At 70.3% G+C, this 18,434-nt stretch carries 21 protein-coding genes and 1 tRNA gene; 9 read left to right on the top strand and 13 right to left on the bottom strand.

The genetic code is table 11. The features are described 5' to 3' along the window. Window positions 1-3: 3 nt before the first annotated feature. From ACIBHX_RS42175 to ACIBHX_RS42160, 4 genes are all read right to left on the bottom strand, one after another. Window positions 4-783 carry an MBL fold metallo-hydrolase gene (locus ACIBHX_RS42175; protein ID WP_397073331.1) on the bottom strand — a complete coding sequence of 260 codons (780 nt, stop codon included), beginning with the start codon at window positions 781-783 and terminating at the stop codon, window positions 4-6. A 7-nt stretch (window positions 784-790) separates the two neighbouring features. After that, complete coding sequence (locus ACIBHX_RS42170) at window positions 791-1,432, bottom strand: response regulator (RefSeq protein ID WP_397073330.1); 642 nt, start codon at window positions 1,430-1,432, stop codon at window positions 791-793. Next, on the bottom strand, window positions 1,423-3,042 hold the full coding sequence (locus ACIBHX_RS42165; RefSeq protein ID WP_397073328.1) for a sensor histidine kinase: 1,620 nt from the start codon (window positions 3,040-3,042) through the stop codon (window positions 1,423-1,425). The genes ACIBHX_RS42170 and ACIBHX_RS42165 overlap by 10 nt, the downstream gene beginning before the upstream one ends. Before the next feature lie 213 nt (window positions 3,043-3,255). Next, entirely contained in the window at window positions 3,256-4,632 is a 1,377-nt protein-coding gene (locus tag ACIBHX_RS42160; RefSeq protein ID WP_397073327.1) for a PLP-dependent aminotransferase family protein, read from the bottom strand. A 67-nt stretch (window positions 4,633-4,699) separates the two neighbouring features. Here ACIBHX_RS42160 and ACIBHX_RS42155 point away from each other — a divergent pair, with 67 nt between their 5' ends. Together ACIBHX_RS42155 and ACIBHX_RS42150 are read left to right on the top strand one after the other, a co-directional pair. Beyond that, complete coding sequence (locus ACIBHX_RS42155; RefSeq protein WP_397073325.1) at window positions 4,700-5,146, top strand: carboxymuconolactone decarboxylase family protein; 447 nt, start codon at window positions 4,700-4,702, stop codon at window positions 5,144-5,146. Beyond that, complete coding sequence (locus ACIBHX_RS42150; RefSeq protein WP_397073323.1) at window positions 5,143-6,354, top strand: MFS transporter; 1,212 nt, start codon at window positions 5,143-5,145, stop codon at window positions 6,352-6,354. Before ACIBHX_RS42155 ends, ACIBHX_RS42150 begins: the two co-directional genes overlap by 4 nt. Here the strand turns inward: ACIBHX_RS42150 and ACIBHX_RS42145 are convergent. The 4 genes from ACIBHX_RS42145 to ACIBHX_RS42130 all read right to left on the bottom strand — a co-directional run bounded on the left by ACIBHX_RS42145 (window position 6,304) and on the right by ACIBHX_RS42130 (window position 11,024). Continuing rightward, a complete protein-coding gene (locus tag ACIBHX_RS42145) occupies window positions 6,304-8,496 on the bottom strand; it encodes a heavy metal translocating P-type ATPase (protein ID WP_397073322.1) in 2,193 nt (730 codons plus the stop codon). The genes ACIBHX_RS42150 and ACIBHX_RS42145 overlap by 51 nt on opposite strands. A 20-nt stretch (window positions 8,497-8,516) precedes the next feature. Then, window positions 8,517-9,413, bottom strand: coding sequence for a hypothetical protein (locus ACIBHX_RS42140; protein ID WP_397073320.1), 897 nt, complete (start codon window positions 9,411-9,413; stop codon window positions 8,517-8,519). Next, window positions 9,410-9,622 (bottom strand): heavy-metal-associated domain-containing protein, encoded by a 213-nt coding sequence (locus ACIBHX_RS42135; RefSeq protein ID WP_397073319.1) that lies wholly within the window; start codon window positions 9,620-9,622, stop codon window positions 9,410-9,412. Before ACIBHX_RS42135 ends, ACIBHX_RS42140 begins: the two co-directional genes overlap by 4 nt. Window positions 9,623-9,686: 64 nt before the next feature. Then, the gene (locus ACIBHX_RS42130) at window positions 9,687-11,024 is read right to left on the bottom strand and encodes an MFS transporter (RefSeq protein ID WP_397073317.1); all 1,338 of its coding nucleotides are present in this window, start codon (window positions 11,022-11,024) and stop codon (window positions 9,687-9,689) included. 217 nt (window positions 11,025-11,241) lie between these two features. On the opposite strand from ACIBHX_RS42130, the gene ACIBHX_RS42125 reads away from it, so the two are divergent. The 3 genes from ACIBHX_RS42125 to ACIBHX_RS42115 all read left to right on the top strand — a co-directional run bounded on the left by ACIBHX_RS42125 (window position 11,242) and on the right by ACIBHX_RS42115 (window position 12,202). Beyond that, window positions 11,242-11,361 carry a DLW-39 family protein gene (locus tag ACIBHX_RS42125; RefSeq protein ID WP_214319204.1) on the top strand — a complete coding sequence of 40 codons (120 nt, stop codon included), beginning with the start codon at window positions 11,242-11,244 and terminating at the stop codon, window positions 11,359-11,361. 16 nt (window positions 11,362-11,377) lie between these two features. Then, window positions 11,378-12,109, top strand: coding sequence for an HAD-IA family hydrolase (locus tag ACIBHX_RS42120; protein ID WP_397073316.1), 732 nt, complete (start codon window positions 11,378-11,380; stop codon window positions 12,107-12,109). 17 nt (window positions 12,110-12,126) lie between these two features. After that, window positions 12,127-12,202 (top strand) — tRNA-Ala (locus ACIBHX_RS42115). A gap of 45 nt (window positions 12,203-12,247) precedes the next feature. Here ACIBHX_RS42115 and ACIBHX_RS42110 read toward each other — a convergent pair. Then, window positions 12,248-12,433 carry a hypothetical protein gene (locus ACIBHX_RS42110; RefSeq protein ID WP_397073314.1) on the bottom strand — a complete coding sequence of 62 codons (186 nt, stop codon included), beginning with the start codon at window positions 12,431-12,433 and terminating at the stop codon, window positions 12,248-12,250. A 171-nt stretch (window positions 12,434-12,604) separates the two neighbouring features. Here ACIBHX_RS42110 and ACIBHX_RS42105 point away from each other — a divergent pair, with 171 nt between their 5' ends. The 3 genes from ACIBHX_RS42105 to ACIBHX_RS42095 are packed head-to-tail and all read left to right on the top strand — an operon-like array spanning window position 12,605 to window position 13,888. Beyond that, the gene (locus tag ACIBHX_RS42105) at window positions 12,605-13,111 is read left to right on the top strand and encodes a hypothetical protein (protein WP_397073313.1); all 507 of its coding nucleotides are present in this window, start codon (window positions 12,605-12,607) and stop codon (window positions 13,109-13,111) included. A gap of 22 nt (window positions 13,112-13,133) precedes the next feature. Next, window positions 13,134-13,274 carry an RNA polymerase sigma factor gene (locus tag ACIBHX_RS42100; protein WP_397073311.1) on the top strand — a complete coding sequence of 47 codons (141 nt, stop codon included), beginning with the start codon at window positions 13,134-13,136 and terminating at the stop codon, window positions 13,272-13,274. Next, complete coding sequence (locus tag ACIBHX_RS42095; RefSeq protein ID WP_397073309.1) at window positions 13,271-13,888, top strand: hypothetical protein; 618 nt, start codon at window positions 13,271-13,273, stop codon at window positions 13,886-13,888. Before ACIBHX_RS42100 ends, ACIBHX_RS42095 begins: the two co-directional genes overlap by 4 nt. Before the next feature lie 30 nt (window positions 13,889-13,918). Here ACIBHX_RS42095 and ACIBHX_RS42090 read toward each other — a convergent pair whose 3' ends face one another. Continuing rightward, window positions 13,919-14,557, bottom strand: a complete 639-nt coding sequence (locus tag ACIBHX_RS42090) for a response regulator (protein WP_397073307.1) — start codon at window positions 14,555-14,557, stop codon at window positions 13,919-13,921. Next, window positions 14,557-16,527: a sensor histidine kinase gene (locus ACIBHX_RS42085; protein WP_397073305.1), complete on the bottom strand. Its 1,971-nt coding sequence runs from the start codon at window positions 16,525-16,527 to the stop codon at window positions 14,557-14,559. Before ACIBHX_RS42085 ends, ACIBHX_RS42090 begins: the two co-directional genes overlap by 1 nt. Before the next feature lie 132 nt (window positions 16,528-16,659). Between ACIBHX_RS42085 and ACIBHX_RS42080 the strand changes: the two genes are divergently transcribed. Continuing rightward, window positions 16,660-17,043: a hypothetical protein gene (locus ACIBHX_RS42080; protein WP_397073304.1), complete on the top strand. Its 384-nt coding sequence runs from the start codon at window positions 16,660-16,662 to the stop codon at window positions 17,041-17,043. On the opposite strand, the gene ACIBHX_RS42075 is transcribed toward ACIBHX_RS42080, so the two are convergent. Both ACIBHX_RS42075 and ACIBHX_RS42070 read right to left on the bottom strand, forming a co-directional pair. Beyond that, on the bottom strand, window positions 17,015-17,365 hold the full coding sequence (locus ACIBHX_RS42075) for a hypothetical protein (protein WP_397073302.1): 351 nt from the start codon (window positions 17,363-17,365) through the stop codon (window positions 17,015-17,017). The genes ACIBHX_RS42080 and ACIBHX_RS42075 overlap by 29 nt on opposite strands. A 197-nt stretch (window positions 17,366-17,562) precedes the next feature. Continuing rightward, the gene (locus tag ACIBHX_RS42070; RefSeq protein ID WP_397073300.1) at window positions 17,563-18,318 is read right to left on the bottom strand and encodes a hypothetical protein; all 756 of its coding nucleotides are present in this window, start codon (window positions 18,316-18,318) and stop codon (window positions 17,563-17,565) included. Between the last annotated feature and the right edge of the window lie 116 nt (window positions 18,319-18,434).

Raw genomic sequence — 18,434 nt, 5'->3', positions numbered from 1 at the left:
TCGTCAGTCGAGCTGCCGGAAGGCCCGCTCCAGGGCCTGCCGTACGACCTCTTCCGGATAGGGGAAGGCGCCGATGAGGTCGCGCAGTCCCTCGACGTGCGCCCGCCTGGCCAGCTCCGCCACCACGGCCAGCTCCTGCTGCTGGGTGGCCACGAAGGCGCGGTCGACCACGGCGCCGTGCCCAGGCACGATCACCGGGTCGGGGTGCTCGGCGAGCATGGTGGCGATCGTGCCCGGCCAGTCGAGCGGGTAGGAGTCGCCGAAGGCCGGCGGCGCCCCCTCCTCGACCAGGTCGCCGGCGAACAGCACGCCCGCGTCGGGCACCTCCACCACGATGTCGTTGCTGCTGTGGCCGAGCCCCAGATGGCGCAGGTGTACGGCACGGCCGCCGATGTCCAGCGTGGCCCGGTCGGCGAAGGTCTGGTCGGGCGCCACGATCTCCACCTCGGCCACCTCGGGATACTCGCCGACCAGCTTGGCGCGCTGCTCCTCGCCGGTCTGCTCGATCTCCTCGGCGCAGCGGATGTGACCCCAGATCTCCGCGCCGCGGAACAGCGCGTTGCCGAAGTAGTGGTCGAAGTGGGAGTGGCTGTTGACGACCGTCCAGGGACTCGGGGTGATCCTCCTGATCGCCTCGATCAGGTCCTCGGCCTCCTGGTAGGACATGCGGGTGTCGAGGACCAGGCAGTGACCCTCCCCCACGACCAGGCCGACGTTCATGTCCAGGGACTGGTGGCGCCTGACGTAGACGCCGTCGCCGATCTCCTGCCAGGGCTCGTTCATCCGGGGGTCACTCCTCGAGATAGGTCAGTACGGCGAGCACCCTGCGGTGGCCGTCGGCGGTGGGAGGCAGGTCGAGCTTGGTGAAGATGCCGGCGATGTGCTTGGCCACGGCCGCCTCGGTGACGACGAGCCGGCGGGCGATCGAGCCGTTGGACAGCCCCTCGGCGATCAGCCCGAGCACCTCGAGCTCCCTCGGGGTGAGCCGCTGCAGCGGGTCACGGCGGCGGCGCAGCAGCTGGCGGACCACCTCGGGGTCGACCACCGTGCCGCCCGCCGCCACCCGTTCGAGCGCGTCCACGAACTCCTTGACGTCGCCGACCCGGTCCTTGAGCAGGTATCCGACTCCGGCGCCCGTGCCCGAGTCGATGAGCTCGGTGGCATAGGTCTGCTCGACGTACTGGCTGAGCACCAGCACCGCCAGCCCCGGCTGGTCCCTGCGCAGCTCGACGGCCGCCCGCAGCCCCTCGTCGGTGAAGTCCGGCGGCATCCGCACGTCGGTCACCACCACGTCGGGCCGGTGCTCGGTCACGACCGCGACCAGGGACGGGGCGTCGCCCACCGCGGCGACCACGGTGTGCCCGAAGCGTTCGAGCAGGCCGGACAGGCCCTCTCTCAGCAGGACCGCGTCCTCGGCGATCACTACGCGCACGGAATCTCCACTCGCAGCAGGGTCGGGCCGCCCGTCGGGCTGGACAGTGACAGTCTGCCGTCCACCACCGACACGCGGTCGGCCAGCCCGGTCAACCCTCCTCCGGGGACAGCGCCTCCTCTGCCGTCGTCGCGGACCTCCAGCACCAACCAGCCCTTGGCCACATGTCCGATTATTTCGGCTTTTGTTGCCCCGCTGTGTTTGGCCACGTTGGCCAGCGCCTCGCTGACGACGTAGTAGGCGGCCACCTCGACCTCCTGGCTCGGCCTTTCCGGGATGGCGACCTCGACGTCGACCGGCACAGCAGAGCGTCCGGCCAGGTCCCTGATCGCGGCCGGCAGCCCGCGGTCGGTCAGTACCCGCGAGTGGACGCCCCTGATGAGCTCGCGCAGCTCGGTGAGCGCCAGCCTGGCCTCCTCCTGCGCCTCGGCCACGAGCTCCTGATCGGGCAGGTCCAGCCTGGCCATGCCGAGTTTCATGCTCAGCGCGACCAGCCGCTGTTGCGCCCCGTCGTGCAGGTCCCGCTCGATCCTGCGCCGCTCCAGCTCGTAGGCGTCCACCAGGCGCGCCCGCGAGCGCAGCACCTCCTCCAGCTCCGAGTCGCGCGGCGCCAGGATCGACCTGGTCACCACGCCGCGCGCGCCCGCCCACGCCGTGATCGTGTACACCGCCACGGGCAGCAGCAGGACCCCCATCACCGACCCCGCCGCTCCCGGCCCGGGATCGGGCTGCACGACCGGCGACAGCATCAGCACCACGGGCCCGCCGATCGCGAAGCCCACCAGCACCAGGTCGATCCACCACAGCACCAGCAGCGCCAGCGCGCCCAGCCCCAGCTCCCTCGTGCCGGACGCGGCGACCGCCCGATCGTCCACCAGCCGCAGCCGCCACCGCTCGAACCGCCCCATCAGCGGTACGGCCAGCGCTCCCGCCACGATCCCGACCACCACGATCGTCGCCGCCCCGAGCATCCCTGCCGCCACGGCGCACACGCCCGGCACCACGCTGGCAAGCAGGTACGCCAGCGACCGCCACGGCCAGGCGGAACGCAGGAAGTCCGCCGGCCGCCGCGCGATCGCCTCCAGCGCCGTCCCCCGGCTCACCATTGCTTCATCCCCTCGATCCGCACCAGCATCGGCGGTACGCAGCCCCGGCCCCGCGATGATCGCGGTCCTGATGGCGATGCTGACCAGCGCCCGCCCGGAAACCCGCTCGTCCTCGCGGAGCACCGCCCCGAGCACGGCGTTGAAGGCGGGTCTGATGAACGCCTCCAGCACTCCCGCCAGGAAGATCACGGCCCCCAGCACCCACACCCGGGGCGCCACCACCAGGACCCCCACGCCGGCCGCCTGGACGAGATACGCGACGACCAGCACCCCGCGCCGCGGCACCCGGTCGCCCCACACGCCCCCGACCAGCAGGAACAGCACCAGCCCTACACCTCGGCAGGCCAGCACCACGCCGAGCGCCGTCGCATCGCCCCCGGAATCGAGCACGGCGATCGTCGCGGCCACGGTCAGCACCTGGTCCCCCGCGACGGACACCACCTGGCTCAACCCGAGCACCCGAAACCCCGGATTCCGTAATGCCGCCAGGTCGAGTCGGGTCATAGCCCTCGCATCCTACGATCCCCGCCCAGCCCGCCACGCCAGCGCCTCCAGGACCGTCGAACCCAGTGGCGCGTCGGACTACTTCTTCCACCGCTTCGACCGCTTGACCCCCAACCGCCGCTCAACCGCCTCCTCGGCAGCGGGATCGACCGCTCCGACGCCTCCCTCAAGGACCTGCGCCGCATACCGCCTGTTGGCGCGGTTGGCCCGTTTTCACTGCTCCTCAGCGATCGAGGCCGCCAGGAGGGAGAGGCCGGTGGGGATGCGGGGTAGGGGGATGGCGCCGTAGCCGAGGACCACGCCGTGCTGGGGTGGTGATTCGCCGGAGTACGACTCGAGGAGCTCGATGGCCAGGCCGGCGGCCGGCCGTACCGAGAAGCCGGGAGACAGGCGGGCGCAGAGGTGCAGGCCGGCGGCCGAGGGGACGAGGTCGAGGCGAGGGTCGCGGGCGAGGGTCTCGGCGATGAGGGCGTGGCGGGCGGCGTATTCGCGGCCTGCCTTCCTGATGTGGCGGGCCAGCAGGCCCTCGTCGATGAAGCGGGCCAGCGCCGCCTGCGTGGGCACGTCCCCGTGCCAGTCGGTGACCTGCTTGGCCGCGCGCAGGGCCGGGCGCAGCGACGCTGGCGCGATCAGGAAGCCGAGCCGCAGCATCGGCAGCAGCGTCTTGGAGAACGAGCCGACGTAGATGACGCGCCCCGCCCGGTCGAGGCTCTGCAGCGGCTCGAGCGGCCGCTCGGCGAAGCGGAACTCGGAGTCGTAGTCGTCCTCGATCACCGCCGCCCGCCGCCGCTCCGCCCAGGCGAGCAGCGCCGCGCGGCGGGCCAGCGACATCGGCGTGCCGAGCGGGAACTGGTGCGACGGCGTGACGTAGACCAGCCGGGCGGCTCGCGGGATGGCCGAGACGTCGATGCCCTCGGCGTCGACGGGTACCCCTGCCACGCGGGCGCCGAGCGACTGGAACAGGCGGCGGGCGGGCGGGTAACCGGGCTCCTCGACCGCGACCGTGGCGCCGGGCTCGATCAGGACCCGTCCGACCAGGTCCAGCGCCTGCTGCGCCCCGTGCGTGATGATCACATCATCCGCCCCCGCACGTACCGACCGACTTATCCCGATATGTCGTGCGATCGCCTCTCGTAGCGGCAAAAATCCGGAGGGATCCGCGTAGCCGACTGAGCCCACCCGCAGCTCCCGAGCCACCAGCCGCCGCCAGGCCGCGATCGGGAACAGCGCGGGATCAGGCGTCCCCACCCGGAAGTCGTAGGCAGTGGGCTCCTGCCCCGTGTCCACCGGGATCGACCGCCAGACCGCCCGCGGCTCCACCACGCCCCGGGGCGCCGAGCGCCCCCGCACCGGCGAGGCTGCCACGAAGGTCCCCGCCCCGGCCCGCCCCACCAGGAACCCGTCGGCCACCAGCCGGTCGTAGGCCACGCCGACGGTGTTGCGCGACACGTCGAGCCGCGCGGCCAGCTCCCTGGTCGGCGGTAGCCGATCACCGGAGCGCAGCCGCCCGTCCAGGATCGCGTCGAGCAGCTGCCGGTAGATTTGAGCCGCCAGGTCGCCGCGCCCCTCGAGGCTCACGTGAACGTCCATCTTGGCCCAATCATATTGTCAGGAATTGGCGCTTACCATATGACAAATCAGCCCATAGCCTGGCGTCATGACTCAGCGAATGGAAATCGGAAAGCTCGTCCCCGAGGCATACCGCGCCATGGCCGCACTGGACCGCTTCGCGACCCAGAGCACCCTGCCCAAGGGTTTGCTCGACCTGGTGCGGCTGCGCGCCAGCCAGCTGAACGGCTGTGTGTACTGCGTGGACATGCACAGCACCGACCTGAAGGACGCCGGCGAGGCCGACAACAGGTTGCACGCGCTGACGGTCTGGCAGGAGGCACCCTTCTTCACCGACAAGGAGCGGGCCGCGCTGGCCCTGACGGAGGCCGCCACCAAACTGACCACCGACGACGTGACGGACGAGGTGTGGGACCGGGCGGCCGAGCACTTCTCCGAGCAGGAGCTCGCGACGCTGATCGTGGCCATCGCCACGATCAACGCCTGGAACAGGATCGCCGTACCCACCCGGATGACCCCCGAGTCGTACAAGTGACCACGCGAAGGAACCTGACGTTCGCGGAGCTGGCCAACTCGATCGGTGACGGCGCCTTCCTGGTCACCTCCGCGCTGTACTTCGCCAGGATCGTGGGCCTGTCGGCCACCGAGATCGGTGTCGGCTTGACGCTCGGCTGGGCCGTCGGGGCGGTCGCCGGGGTGCCGCTCGGCCACCTGGCCGACCGTCGCGGGCCGCGCGGCGTCGCGGTGACCCTCGCGGTCGCGACCGCCGCCGGCGTCGCCTCGTTCCTGCTCGTCAGGTCCTTCGCACTGTTCGTCCTGGCCGCCTGCCTGTACGGCACGGCACAGACGGGCCAGTCGGCGGCCCGCCAGGCGCTGCTCGCCGGGCTCGTGGCGCCCGCGGAGCGCACCGGAGTCCGGGCGGTCCTCCAGGCCACCCGCAATGGCGGGCTCGCGATCGGCGCCGCCCTTGGCGGCCTCGCCCTGCACCTGGGCACCCGGGAGGCGTATCTCGCGGTCTTCGCGGTGGACGCCGTCAGCTTCCTGGCCGCGGCACTGGTCCTGTCCCGGCTGCCAGCCGTCGCGCCCGTCGTGCGAACCCACGGCCCGCGGCTGGCCGTACTCAGGGACAGACCGTACGCGGTGGTGACGCTGGTCAACACCGTGATGCTGCTCTACATGCCGCTGCTGAGCCTGGTCGTGCCGCTGTGGATCGCGCAGCGCACCACCGCGCCGACCTGGCTGATCTCCGCGCTGCTCGTGCTCAACACCGTCAGCGTCCTGCTGCTGCAGGTGCGCGTCGCGCGCCGGGTGAAGGGGCTGGCCGACGCGACCAGGTCCGTACGGCTGGCGGGATTGATCATGCTGGCCGCGTGCGCGGTGTTCGCCCTGTCCGGTTTCGGATCGTGGGCGTGGCTCTTCCTGCTGGTGGCGGGCGGGCTCCAGGTGGCGGGCGAGATGCTGCTCTCGTCGGGCTCGTGGGAGATCGGGTTCGGGCTCGCTCCGGCCGACAAGCAGGGCCAGTACCAGGGGTTCTTCGGGATCGCGCCGGCCGTGGCCAGGATGCTCGGCCCCGCCGTACTGACCACTCTGGTCATCGGCTGGGGTGCGATCGGCTGGCTGATCGTGGGCGTGATATTCGTGACGGCCGGCGCCGTCATGGCGCCGGCCGTCAGATGGGCGGAGCGGACCCGGCTACTTGAAGGCCCGCAGCCGCAGGCTGTTGCTCACCACGAAAACGCTTGAGAACGCCATCGCCGCTCCCGCGATCATCGGGTTGAGCAGGCCGAGCGCGGCCAGCGGCAGGGCGGCCACGTTGTAGGCGAAGGCCCAGAACAGGTTGCCCTTGATCGTCTTCAGCGTCCGGCGCGACAGCCGCAGCGCGTCGGCCGCCACCCGCAGGTCGCCGCGGACCAGCGTGAGGTCGGAGGCCTCGATGGCCGCGTCGGTGCCCGTGCCCATGGCCAACCCCAGGTCGGCCTGGGCGAGCGCGGCCGCGTCGTTGACGCCGTCGCCGACCATCGCGACGACCTTGCCCTCCGCCTGTAGCTTCTTGACCGCCTCGACCTTGTCGGCGGGCAGCACCTCGGCGATGACCTCGTCGATCCCGACCTCGGCGGCGACGGTCCTGGCCACCGCCTCGTTGTCACCGGTCAGCAGCACCGGCGTGAGGCCCAGGGCGCGCAGCTGCTGGATGGCCTCCTTGCTGGTCGGCTTGACCACGTCGGCGACCACGAGGACCGCCCTGGCCTTGCCGTCCCAGCCGACTGCGACCGCGGTACGGCCCTTGTTCTGCTCGCTTTCGAGAGCCTCACGCAGGTTGTCCGGAAGGTGCTGCGACCACTCCTCCAGCAGCCGCGGACGCCCCACCAGTACGGCGTGGCCGTCGACGATGCCCTGCACGCCCAAGCCCTCGACGTTGGCGAAGTCCTCCACCTTGGCGTCGGACTTCGCCGCCTTGGCGACGGCCTGCGCGATGGGGTGCTCGGAAGCGTGCTCCAGCGCCCCCGCCAGCCGCAGCACCTCCTCCTTGGACTCCCCGTCGGCCAGGTGCACGTCCGTGAGCGTCATCCTGCCCTCGGTGACCGTGCCGGTCTTGTCCAGCACGATCGTGTCGACCTTGCGGGTGGACTCGAGCACCTCGGGCCCCTTGATCAGGATGCCCAGCTGGGCGCCCCTGCCGGTGCCCACCAGCAGCGCCGTCGGCGTCGCCAGCCCCAGCGCGCACGGGCAGGCGATGATCAGTACGGCTACCGCCGCGGTGAAGGCCGCCCCCGCGCCGCCGCCGGTGCCGAGCCAGAAGCCCAGCGTGCCCACGGCGAGCGCGATCACGATCGGCACGAACACCCCGGAGATCCGGTCGGCCAGCCGTTGCACCTGCGCCTTGCCGGTCTGTGCCTCTTCCACCAGCTTGGCCATCTGGGCCAGCTGCGTGTCGGCGCCCACCCGGGTGGCCCGGACGATGAGCCGGCCGCCCGCGTTCACCGTCGCGCCCGTCACCGCGTCGCCGGGGCTGACCTCGACGGGCACGGACTCGCCCGTGAGCATCGAGGCGTCGACCGCCGAGGTGCCCTCCTCGATCACGCCGTCCGTGGCGATCTTCTCGCCGGGGCGGACGACGAACCTGTCGCCCGCCTTCAGCTGGTCCGTGGGGACCCGGCGGCCGTCGGCCAGCTCGACGTCCTTGGCGCCCAGCTCGAGCAGCGCCCGCAGGGCGGCGCCTGCCCGGCGCTTGGAGCGGGACTCGAAGTACCGCCCGGCCAGGATGAACGCCGTCACGCCCGCGGCGGCCTCCAGGTAGATGTTGCCCGAGCCGTCGGTGCGGGAGATCGACAGCTCGAACGGGTGGGTCATGCCGGGGGTGCCCGCCGTACCGAAGAACAGCGCCCACAGCGACCAGCCCAGGGCGGCCAGCGTGCCGATGGAGATCAGCGTGTCCATGGTCGCCGCGCCGTGCCGCAGGTTGGTCCAGGCGGCCCGGTGGAACGGCCAGCCGGCGTAGACCACCACCGGGGCGGCCAGCGTCAGCGACAGCCACTGCCAGTTCGTGAACTGCAGCGGCGGGATCATCGCCATCGCGATCACGGGCACGGCCAGGACCACCGCGGTGATCAGCCGGTCGCGCAGGGGGCGGAGCTCGTCCTGGGGCTCCGCTTCCTCCGGCTGCGCGGGCCGGGGCAGCGCCGCGGTGTATCCGGCCGACTCGACCGTGGCGATCAGCTGCTGCGGGTCGGTGCCCTCGGGAAAGGTGACCTTCGCCTTCTCCGTGGCGTAGTTGACCGTCGCCGTCACGCCCTCGAGCTTGTTGAGCTTGCGCTCGATCCGGTTGGCGCAGGATGCGCACGTCATGCCACCGATCGAGAGTTCGACATCGGTGAGGGAAGACATCTCACCTCTCCTTTCTCGGGTCAGTGGCCGTGCGGGGCGGCGCTGTCGGTCTCCGCGGCGGCGGTGCCGTCGGCGTGTGCCGTGAAGGCCGCGGTGCGGACCGTGTCGCCGTGCTTGAAGTCGAGGAACAGCCGGTAGTCGCCGCGGCTGGGGACCTCGGCGTAGAAGGTGATGTCGGGGCCGGCCGCCTTGCTCTCCTCGGGGTGGACGTGCAGGTAGGCCAGATCGCCCGCGCGCAGCGCCACCAGGTGGCCGTAGGCGCCGAGGTAGGGCTGCAGGTCCGTGACCGGCTCGCCGTCCTTGCTGACCTTCAGCGTGAGCTTGCTCGCCTGGCCGGGAACCAGGTCCCCGTCGAGGGTCACGTTGTAGCCGTCGATGCTCGCCGTACGGCTGGCCTGGGGCAGGGGCTTGGGCTGGAATTCACCCGCGACCTGCAGGTCGGCGCCGAGGGTCAGCCCGCTCCCGCCGGTGGGGGTGAAGTCGGCGAAGGCGCGGTAGGCGCCCGCCTCGGGCAGCGTCAGCTTGATCGACCAGACGCCGTCGGGGGTCATCTCCGGATGCACGTGCTGGAACAGAGTCAGGTCTCGCGAAGCCACGATGAAGTGGAGCTTCTTATCGTGTTCCACCTCATAGGCGGTCACCGGCTTGCCGTCGGGACCCGTCACGGTGAACTTGAAGTCTGTGGGCTGCCCCGCCGCGATGGCGGTCAGCGGGTTGAGGGTGTAGCCGCTCTGCGACACTTGGAGCCCCCCGGGGGTATCGCTGTTCGTCGTACTCATGTTCATCGACTGGTGGCCGGCCTGGCTCGCGGTGGGCGCGGGGGCGACGTCGCCGACTGCGCTGCCGACCCCCAACGCCCCACCGAAGACCACGGCCAGACCTGCCACGTAGAGCCCGAGCCTGGCCGCGGTGTTCATGCCGTGGCCACCAGTTCGTATCCCGCCTCCTCGACCGCGGCGCTGATGCTCGCCTGGTCGATCGGGCTGTCACTGCCAACCGTCAGCTTGCCGCTGGCCAGGTCCACCTCGACGGAGGTGACGCCGACGACCTCACTGACCTCTTCCTTCACCGAGCTGACGCAGTGTCCGCAGGTCATGCCCTTGACGGTGTAGGTGGCGGTGCTCATGTCCATCTCCTCAATTCGCTCTACTGACGATACTAACACCGTACCCCCCTAGGGTATTCCGGTGCTATGCGTTCAAGGCTTGTTCTTCCTGTACGGCGGGCCGCCTGATCAGCACGAGGGACGCCACCGCGCCCACCACGGCCACGATCGCGGCGCCTGCGAAGGCCACGCTCTGCTGCTGGGCCACGGCGAGCGCCGTCATCACGGCCAGGCCGAGCGCGGAGCCCGCCTGGTAGGCCGTGTTGACGATCCCCGAGGCCAGCCCGGCTTCCTCCGGCTTGGCGCCGGACATGGCCGACATCATCGCCGGGATGTACGCCAGCGACATCCCGATCGCGGCCACCAGGCTGGCGGGCAGCACGTCACTGACGAACGCTCCGTCCGGCCTGGCGAACGACAACCCCAGCACGCCCGCGGCCAGCACGGCCAGGCCGATCACGATGAGCGGCTTGGCGCCGAATCTGGCCAGCAACCGCGCCGTGATGCCGACCATGAACACCATAACGGCCACCGTCATCGGTAGCAGAGCCGCCCCGCTGGCGAACGCGCCGAAGCGGAGTGACTGCTGGAGGTAGAGGTTCAGGAAGTACCACATGGGGATCCAGGCCGCGCCGAGCAGGCCCATCGCCAGGTTGGCGGTGGCCAGGCCCGGGGTGCGCCAGATCGACAGCGGCATCAGCGGCTGCTTGACGGTGCGCTGCACGATCAGGAAGAGCAGCAGCAGCGCCGCGCCGGCGATTCCGGCGATCCAGTCGGCCGCCACGATCGCGTACACCGCCAGGGCCAGGCCCGCTGTGACGGAGATCGCACCGACCACGTCGACCGAGCCGCGCCGGCCCTTCACCGCGGGCAGGAGCCTGGTGGCCGCCAAGGTCGCCACGCCGATGGGGATGTACACGATGAACACCCACGGCCAGCTCAGGTATTCGGTGATCACGCCGCCGAGGAAGACTCCCGCCGTGCCTCCTGCCGGGGCGGCCGCGCCGTACAGCGACATGGCCTTGCCCAGCTCCTTCGGCTTGTCGCCGAAGAGCATCATGAGCAGCGTCATCGCCGCGGGCGCGATGAGCGCGCCGCCCACGCCCTGTACGGCGCGGCCGAGCACCTCGACCCAGGCGGTGCTCGCGGCGGCGGCCACCACCGAGCCCGCGATGAGGATCACCCATCCCGAGCTGAACACCCTGCGGGCGCCGATCAGGTCGGACAGCCGTCCACCGAGCAGCAGCAGGCCGCCGAAGGCGATCACGTAGGCGTTGAAGACCCACTGCAGTCCGCTCTGAGTGAAACCGAGCTCGCGCTGCATGTCGGGGAGCGCCACCCCGATGATCGAGGTGTCCATGATCACCATGAACTGGGCGGCGGCGAGCACGACCAGCGCCCACCACCTTCTTGACGTTTCCATCTCTATACCCCCTAGAGGTATCTGCGGGACGGCCGAGAAGCTCTCATACCCCCCAGGGGTTTGTCAACACACTGGTCCCACACGCGCCTTATCCGCAGATTCGACATATCCGGATAGCGCGCAACACGGGGACCACCGCCAACCCTTGCTAGGCTGCTTGTCAACCGTTGGGTCTCACCCCGGCAGGTGAGGCCGTCGAAGAAGTGGGGTCACACCGATGAAGAAGCTGATCGTTCTGGCGCTGATCGCCCTTGGGGGGTTGCTGATCTGGCGTAAGGTGCAGGCCGACCGCGCCGAGCTTGACCTCTGGACCGAGGCCACCGGCAGCGAGAACTAGCCGACCTGGCGAGGCGATGAGTGACGTCGTCGGCACCATCAAGCTGGCGTGCCTGGACCTCGCCGGCACAACGATCGGTGACATCGCCACGGTCGAACGCGCGTTCGCCGAGGCGATCGCCACTCAGGGCATAGTCCCGGGCACCGGGGCCTATGCGCGTGCCATGGTTCACGTGCACCGGTCCCGGGGCTGCCCCAAGATCGAGGTCTTCCGCGGGATCTTCCCCGGCAACGAGGCCCAGGCCCAGGCGGCCAACCTGACGTTCGAGCGTGCTTACGAGGGGGCGCTCGATCGGGCAGGTCTCGTAGCCATACCCGGGGTCGTGGAAGTGCTCGACAAGCTGCGCGGCTCCGGGATCAAGCTCGCGGTGATCACCGGGTTCAGCCGTGCGACCCTGAGCCGGGTGCTCAGCGTGCTCGGGTGGGACGAGAAGATCGACCTCGCCCTGTGTCCCGAGGACGCCGCCGGGCGCGGCCGTCCCTGGCCCGACATGGTCCTGCACGCGGTGCTCCGGCTCCAGATCGAGGACGTGCGCCAGGTCGCCGTCATCGGCGACGCCGAGAGCGACATGTTCACGGGCCGCCGGGCGGGCGCCTCCATCGTGGCCGGCGTCCTCACGGGCGCCCACAGTCGCGAGCGCCTCCTCAACGGCGGCGCGACGCATATCCTCGACTCGATCACCGAGTTTCCCGACCTGATCCTCAGGGAGGACCTGGGTACGCACCAGATACCCGCCACGGCCGGGTAAGCTGTGGGGCGGTGATTGGGGCCTTAGCTCAGTTGGCAGAGCACCTGCCTTGCATGCAGGGGGTCAGGAGTTCGAATCTCCTAGGCTCCACCAGCACTTCTACACCCCCGCTGAAGATCATTCAGCGGGGGTGCTCGTCTAACTGCTTGACCAAGCCGTCTGCGTGACCGGCAGGATGCCGTCCATGGCCTCCGCTCCCTTGAGAAGCACCGGCCGGAGCTGGAAGTTCTCCGTGACCACTGTGTTGGCGTGGCCGACCAGGCGGTAGATGTCTTCTATCGGAACCCCCGAGTCCGACAGCATCGACACGAAACTGTGCCGCATCTCACGCGGCGATCACTCGCTACCGACCAAGCCCGCCCTGTCGAGCACCTTCCGGAAGTCCCGGCGAACGTTGTGGACCGTGAGCGGCTTGCCCCCGGTGCCCCCGGCGTGCATTGAGCGCCTGAGACCGTTCCTAACAAGTGCATCCGGGACATCTGCACAATGGTCGCCATGGATGAGAACCAGCAGGAGCAAGAGCTGTGGGAGCAGCACTCCGCCGCCCAATCGGCATGGTGGGTGAAACGGGCGGAAGGCCAGCAGGAGGAGAAGCTCCGGCAGAACAACATGATGTATGGCGGATTGATCGGCATCGGGGTCGTCCTGGTCCAGCCGTTCCTGACGGTGGACATCGCCACCCTTGATCTGTCCGCCAAGATCTGTGTGATCGCCTTCTCCCTGGCTATCCCGTTGCTGGCCGCCCTCATGGTGCTGAATCGGCAGGAGACCTACCGGCGGCGTGCGACGACGTCCGTCTTCGTGCTCGTGATGGGTCAGGGGGCGCTCGGGCTCGGCTTCATCGGAGTGGTCGCCGGTTTCTGGCACATCATGATGCTCGCCGGAGTGGCCATCCTGGTTGCCGGGACCCTGGGGTTGGCCATGTATACGGTGGGTTTCCAACGGGTGGAGATGGAGGACGCCAAGGCCAGCGGAGACCCCGGCCCACCGCCCAGCCCCTGACCGCCGGAGGGTTCGCTGAGCGGTGGTCGTCCTCGACCAGCTGAAGGTCACGGAAGCCGCGAGCGTCCTGGGCATCAGGCCGGGGACCGCCATGGTACGGCTGCACCGCGCTCGCCGAACTCTCCAGGAACTGCCCTTCGTCATGGAAGGAACCGGCACATGAGTTTCGAGGAGCAGTTGCTGATGGATCTGAAAGTCGAATTCGCCGCGCGGACGGACCGCCGACGCCGTGGTGTTCGCCGTATGTCCGTGGTGGCTACGGTGGCGGCGATCGCCGCCGCGGGGGCGATCACGCTACCGCTGCTGACCGGCACGGAGAGTCCGGCGTACGCGGTGACCAAGAACACCGACGGCACGATCAGCGTGCAGATCAAGGAGTTCAGGGACGCCGACAAGCTGGAGCAGGACCTCGGCAAGCTGGGCATTCCCGCCGACATCACCTATCTCAAGCCCGGAAAGGCCTGCGAGGCTGACAGGGGCCGACTCGCCGAGGGCAAGATGGGCATGTCGCCCAAGGAGTGGGTGCGGTCCGTTCACAGCAAGGTGGCCGACCTGATCGGCGACGGCAAGGTCGCCATCCACCCCCAGTACATCGGCAACGATCAGACCCTGGTGATGGAGATCGCAGAAAAGAACGGCTTCGGCCCCAAGATTCCGGGGCAGAACCTGAAGTTCCGAGGGCTGCTGATCACAGGCGAGGTCAAGCCGTGCACCGTCGTCGACGCGGACTATGAGCTGCGCGGCGATCCCCCGCCCTCGCCGTCCGCGGGCAGCTGATCCGGCTGAGCGCGGCAGCCACCGCGGGACTCATCGGGGGCCGAGGCCGGCGTCGCGGGCCCGGGCTACGGCGGCGGAGCGGTCGGTGACGTGCAGCTTGGCGAAGATGTTCGACACGTGGTTGCGGACGGTCTTCTCGCTCAGCACCAGCCGCTGCGCGATCGCGTGGTTGTTGAGCCCGGCCGCGACGAGCTCGAGCACCTCGATCTCGCGGTCCGTCAGTTCTGGTATCGGCCGCGGGCGGGCCGGCTGGGCGGAGAGGGCGGCCAGCACCTGGCTGCCCGTCGAGGCGCCGAACACCACCTGCCCGGTCGCCACCGCCTCCAGTGACCGCACGATGTCCGCCCCGCTGGCCTCCTTCAGCAGGTAGCCGCGGGCACCGGCGCGGATCGCGGCCAGGACCGTCTCGTCGTCGGAGAGCATGGTCAGGGCCAACACGGCCACCTCGGGGTGGCGTTCGGTGATCCGGGAGGTGGCCTCGATCCCGCTGATGCCTGGCAGGTGCAGGTCCATCAGCACCACCTGCGGGGCCACCTGTTCGACCAGGTCGACGGCGGCCTCGCCGGTGCCGGCTACTCCCACGACCTCCACCTCCGGCAGGTCGCGGAAGAGCGAGACCAGGCCCTCGGCGAACACCGGGTGGTCCTCCACCACCATCACTCTGATCATCAGGCCGCCGCCAGCGGCAGCCTGACGACCAGGTGCGTGCCCGCCCCGGCGCCGGTGAGCAGCTCGAACGTGCCGTTCAGCTCTTCCGAACGGCGCCGCATCGAGGCCAGGCCGAACCCGTGGCGTACCGGCGCGCCGACGCCGACGCCGTCGTCCTCGACCCGTAACTCCAGGGCATCCGTGGCGCGCAGGGTGACCGTGCAACGGGAGGCCATGGCATGCCGTACGGCATTGGTCAGTGCCTCGGCGGCGATGCGATAGGCGGCCAGCTCGACCGGCGGCGGCAGCGCGGGCAGGTCGGGCGGGACCTCCACCTCGACGGCGAGGTCGCCGGCGAAGCCGCGGCCGAGCTCGGTCAGCGCCCCGGCCAGCCCCAGGTCGTCCAGCGGCGGCGGGCGCAGGTCGTTGACGATCGAGCGGACGTCCTCGACGGTGCCGCGGATGCGCCGGGACAGCTCCTCCATCACCTGCTTGGCCTCCTCCGGGTCGCGGTCCACGAGCCGGCGGCTGCGCTCGGTCTGGAGCGCGAGACCGGCCAGGGTGGGACCGAGCCCGTCGTGGAGCTCGAACAGCAGGCGGTCGCGCTCCTCCTGCCGGGCCGCCAGCATCCGTCCATGGGACCGCTCCAGGTCCGCGCCGAGCCGATGGGCGTGTACGGCTACCGCCACGTGCGGCGCCAGCTCCGCCACCAGCGGCCCGTCCTTGACGCGGAGCCGCTCGCCCAGCAGCAGCGTGCCGACCGGCCCGCCCCGGTGCAGCAGCGGCACACGCTCCACCACGTCACCGGGATGGCCCCAGGACGCCACCACCGCGCCGGACTCCTCAACCGCCACGTAGTGGATCCGCAGTACGCGGCCGACCTCCGCGGCCATCCGCTCCAGCAGGTCGCCCGGGGCGCCGGCGTCGGACAGCCGCGCGCCGAGCCGCCGCAGCGCCCGCGCCGGGTCCTCCCGGTCGCCGTAGACCAGGCGGTTGGCGCCGGCCAGAACCCGCACGTACAAGGGGTGCACCACGAGCGCCACGATCACCGCGGACGCGCCCGCGCCGATGACGCCGCCGAGCGTGAACGCGACCAGCGCGTACGCGGCCAGCAGGGCCACGGCGAGCGCACCGAACGCCAGCGCCCGCGACAACAGGGGGTCCAGGTCCCACAGCCGGTGCGCCACGATCGCGACCGAGACCGCGACCGGCAGCGGGACGGCGGCCAGCGCGAGGACGACCGGCCCCCACGGCCCGGCCAGCGCCACCCCGGCCAGGCCCACGGTCAGCAAAGCCGCCGCCAGCACCCACTGCAGCCGCCTGCGGACCTCCTCGCCCGAGGCCCGGTACCGGACGGCCAGCGAGACGACCGCCGCGACCACCGCCGCGACGGTGCCCACCGTGCCGATCGTGGTCAGCGCCTCAGGAAGGCCGCGGAGATCGGACAGCACGCCCGTGTACCCGGACGGGAAGAGGCCGGGGACGTTCTCGTAGGTCACCGGCCGCAGCGCCCAGTCCAGCGTGCCGATCACGATCCCGACGAGCGCCGCGGCCATCGCGGGCCGCCAGCGACGCGAGGGCAGCCGCCCGTCGGGGAAGAGCATCAGGAAGACCGTCGGCACGAGCAGGTACGCGGGCAACCACAGCCAGTTCGACACCCACATCGCCCAGTCGTCGCCCGGCAGCCGCCCGCCCTGCACGCCGAGGTTGATGCCTAGCAGGCCGTACGCCCCCAGCGCGACTCCCAGCGCCTGGGCCGCCCCGATGGACACCATCACCCAGCCCACCCGGAACCCCGGCCGCTGCGACACCACGAACAGGCCGGGCACCCCGAACGACAGCGCCGCGACGGCGCGGAAGGCGTCGAATCGCTCCACGATCCCCGTCACGCCCAGCGCCCGCAGCCGGGGCTCCACCGCCAGCGCGGCGACGACCAGAACAAGGAGCAGGCCGCCCGCCACGACGGCCCGCCAGACCGATCTGTCCGTCATGAGGTGCATCGTGTCATCCGGCTGTCCCGTCGTCACGGGACGAGAAGTCCCGACGTGGTCGGGACCGCAGGCTCATGACGCCCGGTTGCCCGCCTCGCATGCTCGACGGAACAGCAGAGGAAGGAGCAAGACATGTCCGTCAGGTTGTTCGTCGGGGTGGGGCTGCTGCTCGTCATGGACCTCGTCGGCGCGTTCCTGTCCGTGTCGGGCGGGCTGAACGCGACGTTCCTGGACGCGCTCGGCTCCCAGGCGCGGCTCTCCGCGCCGATCCCGATGATGGTCGCTCAGGTCGTCCTGGTGGTCTTGGCCACCCGGCGCCACCGTGGCCTGGCCGTACCGGCCGCCGCGCTGCTGGTGGTCGCCGGGGTGCTGGCGTTCCTGTCCGGTTTCTACGACGGCGGCTACGCCGCCGATCTCACGGCGGGCCAGCGCGTCTTCCAGATCGCCCTCGTTTCCGCGCATCTGGGAGTGGGCATTCTGGCGCTCCTCAGGCTGACGCAACTGCTCCGCCGGTGATGTGCAGGTGCATGTGGGTGTAGTCGAAGGTGACGGCGTACGGCTTGAAGAACTCGTGGGTGAAGTTGGCGATCACGTCGAAACCGAATGGGGCGGACTGGCCGGGGCCAGGGAGGCCGGGGAAGACCTTCTCGGCCGCGTGGCCGCCCAGGTCGCGGCCGACCGCGCGGCCAAGGCTGATGCGGTCGGCCGTGACCGGATAGATCTTGTTTCCGAAACGCTCGATGGGATGGTCGTAGTCGACCTTGAAGCCGACCCGTTCGGCGAGCTCCACGGTGGTGTCGAAGGCGCTGCCGATGCCGCCGGTGTCGACGGTGACCATCCGCGGCCCGTAGTCGCCGAGGCTGCCCACCGTGCCCGGGAAGTGGTCCCCGGCCAGCCAGAGCGGGAGCCTGACGGGACTCGCGAGTGGTCGTGCGGTTGCCTGAGGAACGCGCGCCTACCGGGATCGTTGTCAGCAATCATGCCCGTCATGCAACCCACGGGCATGTTTCCCCGCCGTTTCCCCGCCTGCCGGGTCTACTTCTTGGCGGGCCTTTTCGGGAGTCTGTAGTCGGCCACGTCCTCGGCCGGCGGGGTGGTGATGTCGACATTGGCACCCCAGTCGGTGTACCGGGTGTCCACCCTGACCCGGGTGTGGCGGGTGACGAGCTTGCCCTTGCGGTTGCGGCCGCGGCTGCGTTCGGAGTAGGCGGTGATCAGCCGGGTGGGCAGGCCGGATTTGTCGAGGTAGAGCTTGACGAGGAGTTCGGCCGGGTAGGCGCTCCACTTCCAGTCGTCCTCGAGGGTCTTGCGGTCCAGGGCGCCTTGGTACACGCCGGGCTCGACCTTGGTGGACTCGTCGATCACGATCCTGAGGAACTTCGGGTCCAGGACGTCCATGAGCTGGTCGCCGCGCTGGCCGTTCTCCCCCCATGACTTCCTGTCGCGGAAGCGGGTCCAGGTCTTGCCCTCGGGCAGTCCACGCCAGGTGAAGCCGTTCAAGTAGGTGGCGCCACCCATCTTGATCGCGTGGATGGGCTGGGGCTGTTTCTGCTTCTTCAGCGGCGAGGTGTAGTTCGAGACCAGGTCGTAGTTCGCGGCGTTTTTCGAGGTGAAGCCGATGACGCCGGTGGTGTGGGCGATGAAGTCGCCCTTGATGCCCTTGACGCGGGTCCGGGCGGACTCCTTCACGACCACGCCATGCCCGGAGGCGAACTGCTCGCGCAGGTGCTTGGTCGGATCGGGGGCGGCGGAGGCGGCGTGGACGGGTGTGATGGCGAGAACGGTGGCCATCAGGCCGATGACGAGACACTTCACATGGGATGATCTTCCCCGTCAAAGGTCAAAGGCAGTTATAGAGTTCGTCGACCAGTGCACGGACGCGGAAGTCGCCGCCCTCGAGCAGCGGC

It is taken from the genome of Nonomuraea sp. NPDC050536 (genome assembly GCF_044457685.1).
Taxonomy (GTDB): Bacteria; Actinomycetota; Actinomycetes; order Streptosporangiales; family Streptosporangiaceae; genus Nonomuraea.
Note: the sequence above shows the minus strand (reverse complement) of the source record. Positions and strands in the feature narration are given on the sequence as shown.

Bases quoted from the DNA above. Each gene is read 5' to 3' on its own strand.
- ACIBHX_RS42175 (WP_397073331.1), bottom strand. From the start codon at position 783: ATGAACGAGCCCTGGCAGGAGATCGGCGACGGCGTCTACGTCAGGCGC.
- ACIBHX_RS42165 (WP_397073328.1), bottom strand. From the start codon at position 3,042: ATGACCCGACTCGACCTGGCGGCATTACGGAATCCGGGGTTTCGGGTG.
- ACIBHX_RS42160 (WP_397073327.1), bottom strand. From the start codon at position 4,632: ATGGACGTTCACGTGAGCCTCGAGGGGCGCGGCGACCTGGCGGCTCAA.
- ACIBHX_RS42155 (WP_397073325.1), top strand. From the start codon at position 4,700: ATGACTCAGCGAATGGAAATCGGAAAGCTCGTCCCCGAGGCATACCGC.
- ACIBHX_RS42145 (WP_397073322.1), bottom strand. From the start codon at position 8,496: ATGTCTTCCCTCACCGATGTCGAACTCTCGATCGGTGGCATGACGTGC.
- ACIBHX_RS42140 (WP_397073320.1), bottom strand. From the start codon at position 9,413: ATGAACACCGCGGCCAGGCTCGGGCTCTACGTGGCAGGTCTGGCCGTG.
- ACIBHX_RS42135 (WP_397073319.1), bottom strand. From the start codon at position 9,622: ATGAGCACCGCCACCTACACCGTCAAGGGCATGACCTGCGGACACTGC.
- ACIBHX_RS42130 (WP_397073317.1), bottom strand. From the start codon at position 11,024: ATGGAAACGTCAAGAAGGTGGTGGGCGCTGGTCGTGCTCGCCGCCGCC.
- ACIBHX_RS42125 (WP_214319204.1), top strand. From the start codon at position 11,242: ATGAAGAAGCTGATCGTTCTGGCGCTGATCGCCCTTGGGGGGTTGCTG.
- ACIBHX_RS42120 (WP_397073316.1), top strand. From the start codon at position 11,378: ATGAGTGACGTCGTCGGCACCATCAAGCTGGCGTGCCTGGACCTCGCC.
- ACIBHX_RS42110 (WP_397073314.1), bottom strand. From the start codon at position 12,433: ATGCGGCACAGTTTCGTGTCGATGCTGTCGGACTCGGGGGTTCCGATA.
- ACIBHX_RS42105 (WP_397073313.1), top strand. From the start codon at position 12,605: ATGGATGAGAACCAGCAGGAGCAAGAGCTGTGGGAGCAGCACTCCGCC.
- ACIBHX_RS42095 (WP_397073309.1), top strand. From the start codon at position 13,271: ATGAGTTTCGAGGAGCAGTTGCTGATGGATCTGAAAGTCGAATTCGCC.
- ACIBHX_RS42090 (WP_397073307.1), bottom strand. From the start codon at position 14,557: ATGATCAGAGTGATGGTGGTGGAGGACCACCCGGTGTTCGCCGAGGGC.
- ACIBHX_RS42085 (WP_397073305.1), bottom strand. From the start codon at position 16,527: ATGACGGACAGATCGGTCTGGCGGGCCGTCGTGGCGGGCGGCCTGCTC.
- ACIBHX_RS42080 (WP_397073304.1), top strand. From the start codon at position 16,660: ATGTCCGTCAGGTTGTTCGTCGGGGTGGGGCTGCTGCTCGTCATGGAC.
- ACIBHX_RS42075 (WP_397073302.1), bottom strand. From the start codon at position 17,365: ATGGTCACCGTCGACACCGGCGGCATCGGCAGCGCCTTCGACACCACC.
- ACIBHX_RS42070 (WP_397073300.1), bottom strand. From the start codon at position 18,318: ATGGCCACCGTTCTCGCCATCACACCCGTCCACGCCGCCTCCGCCGCC.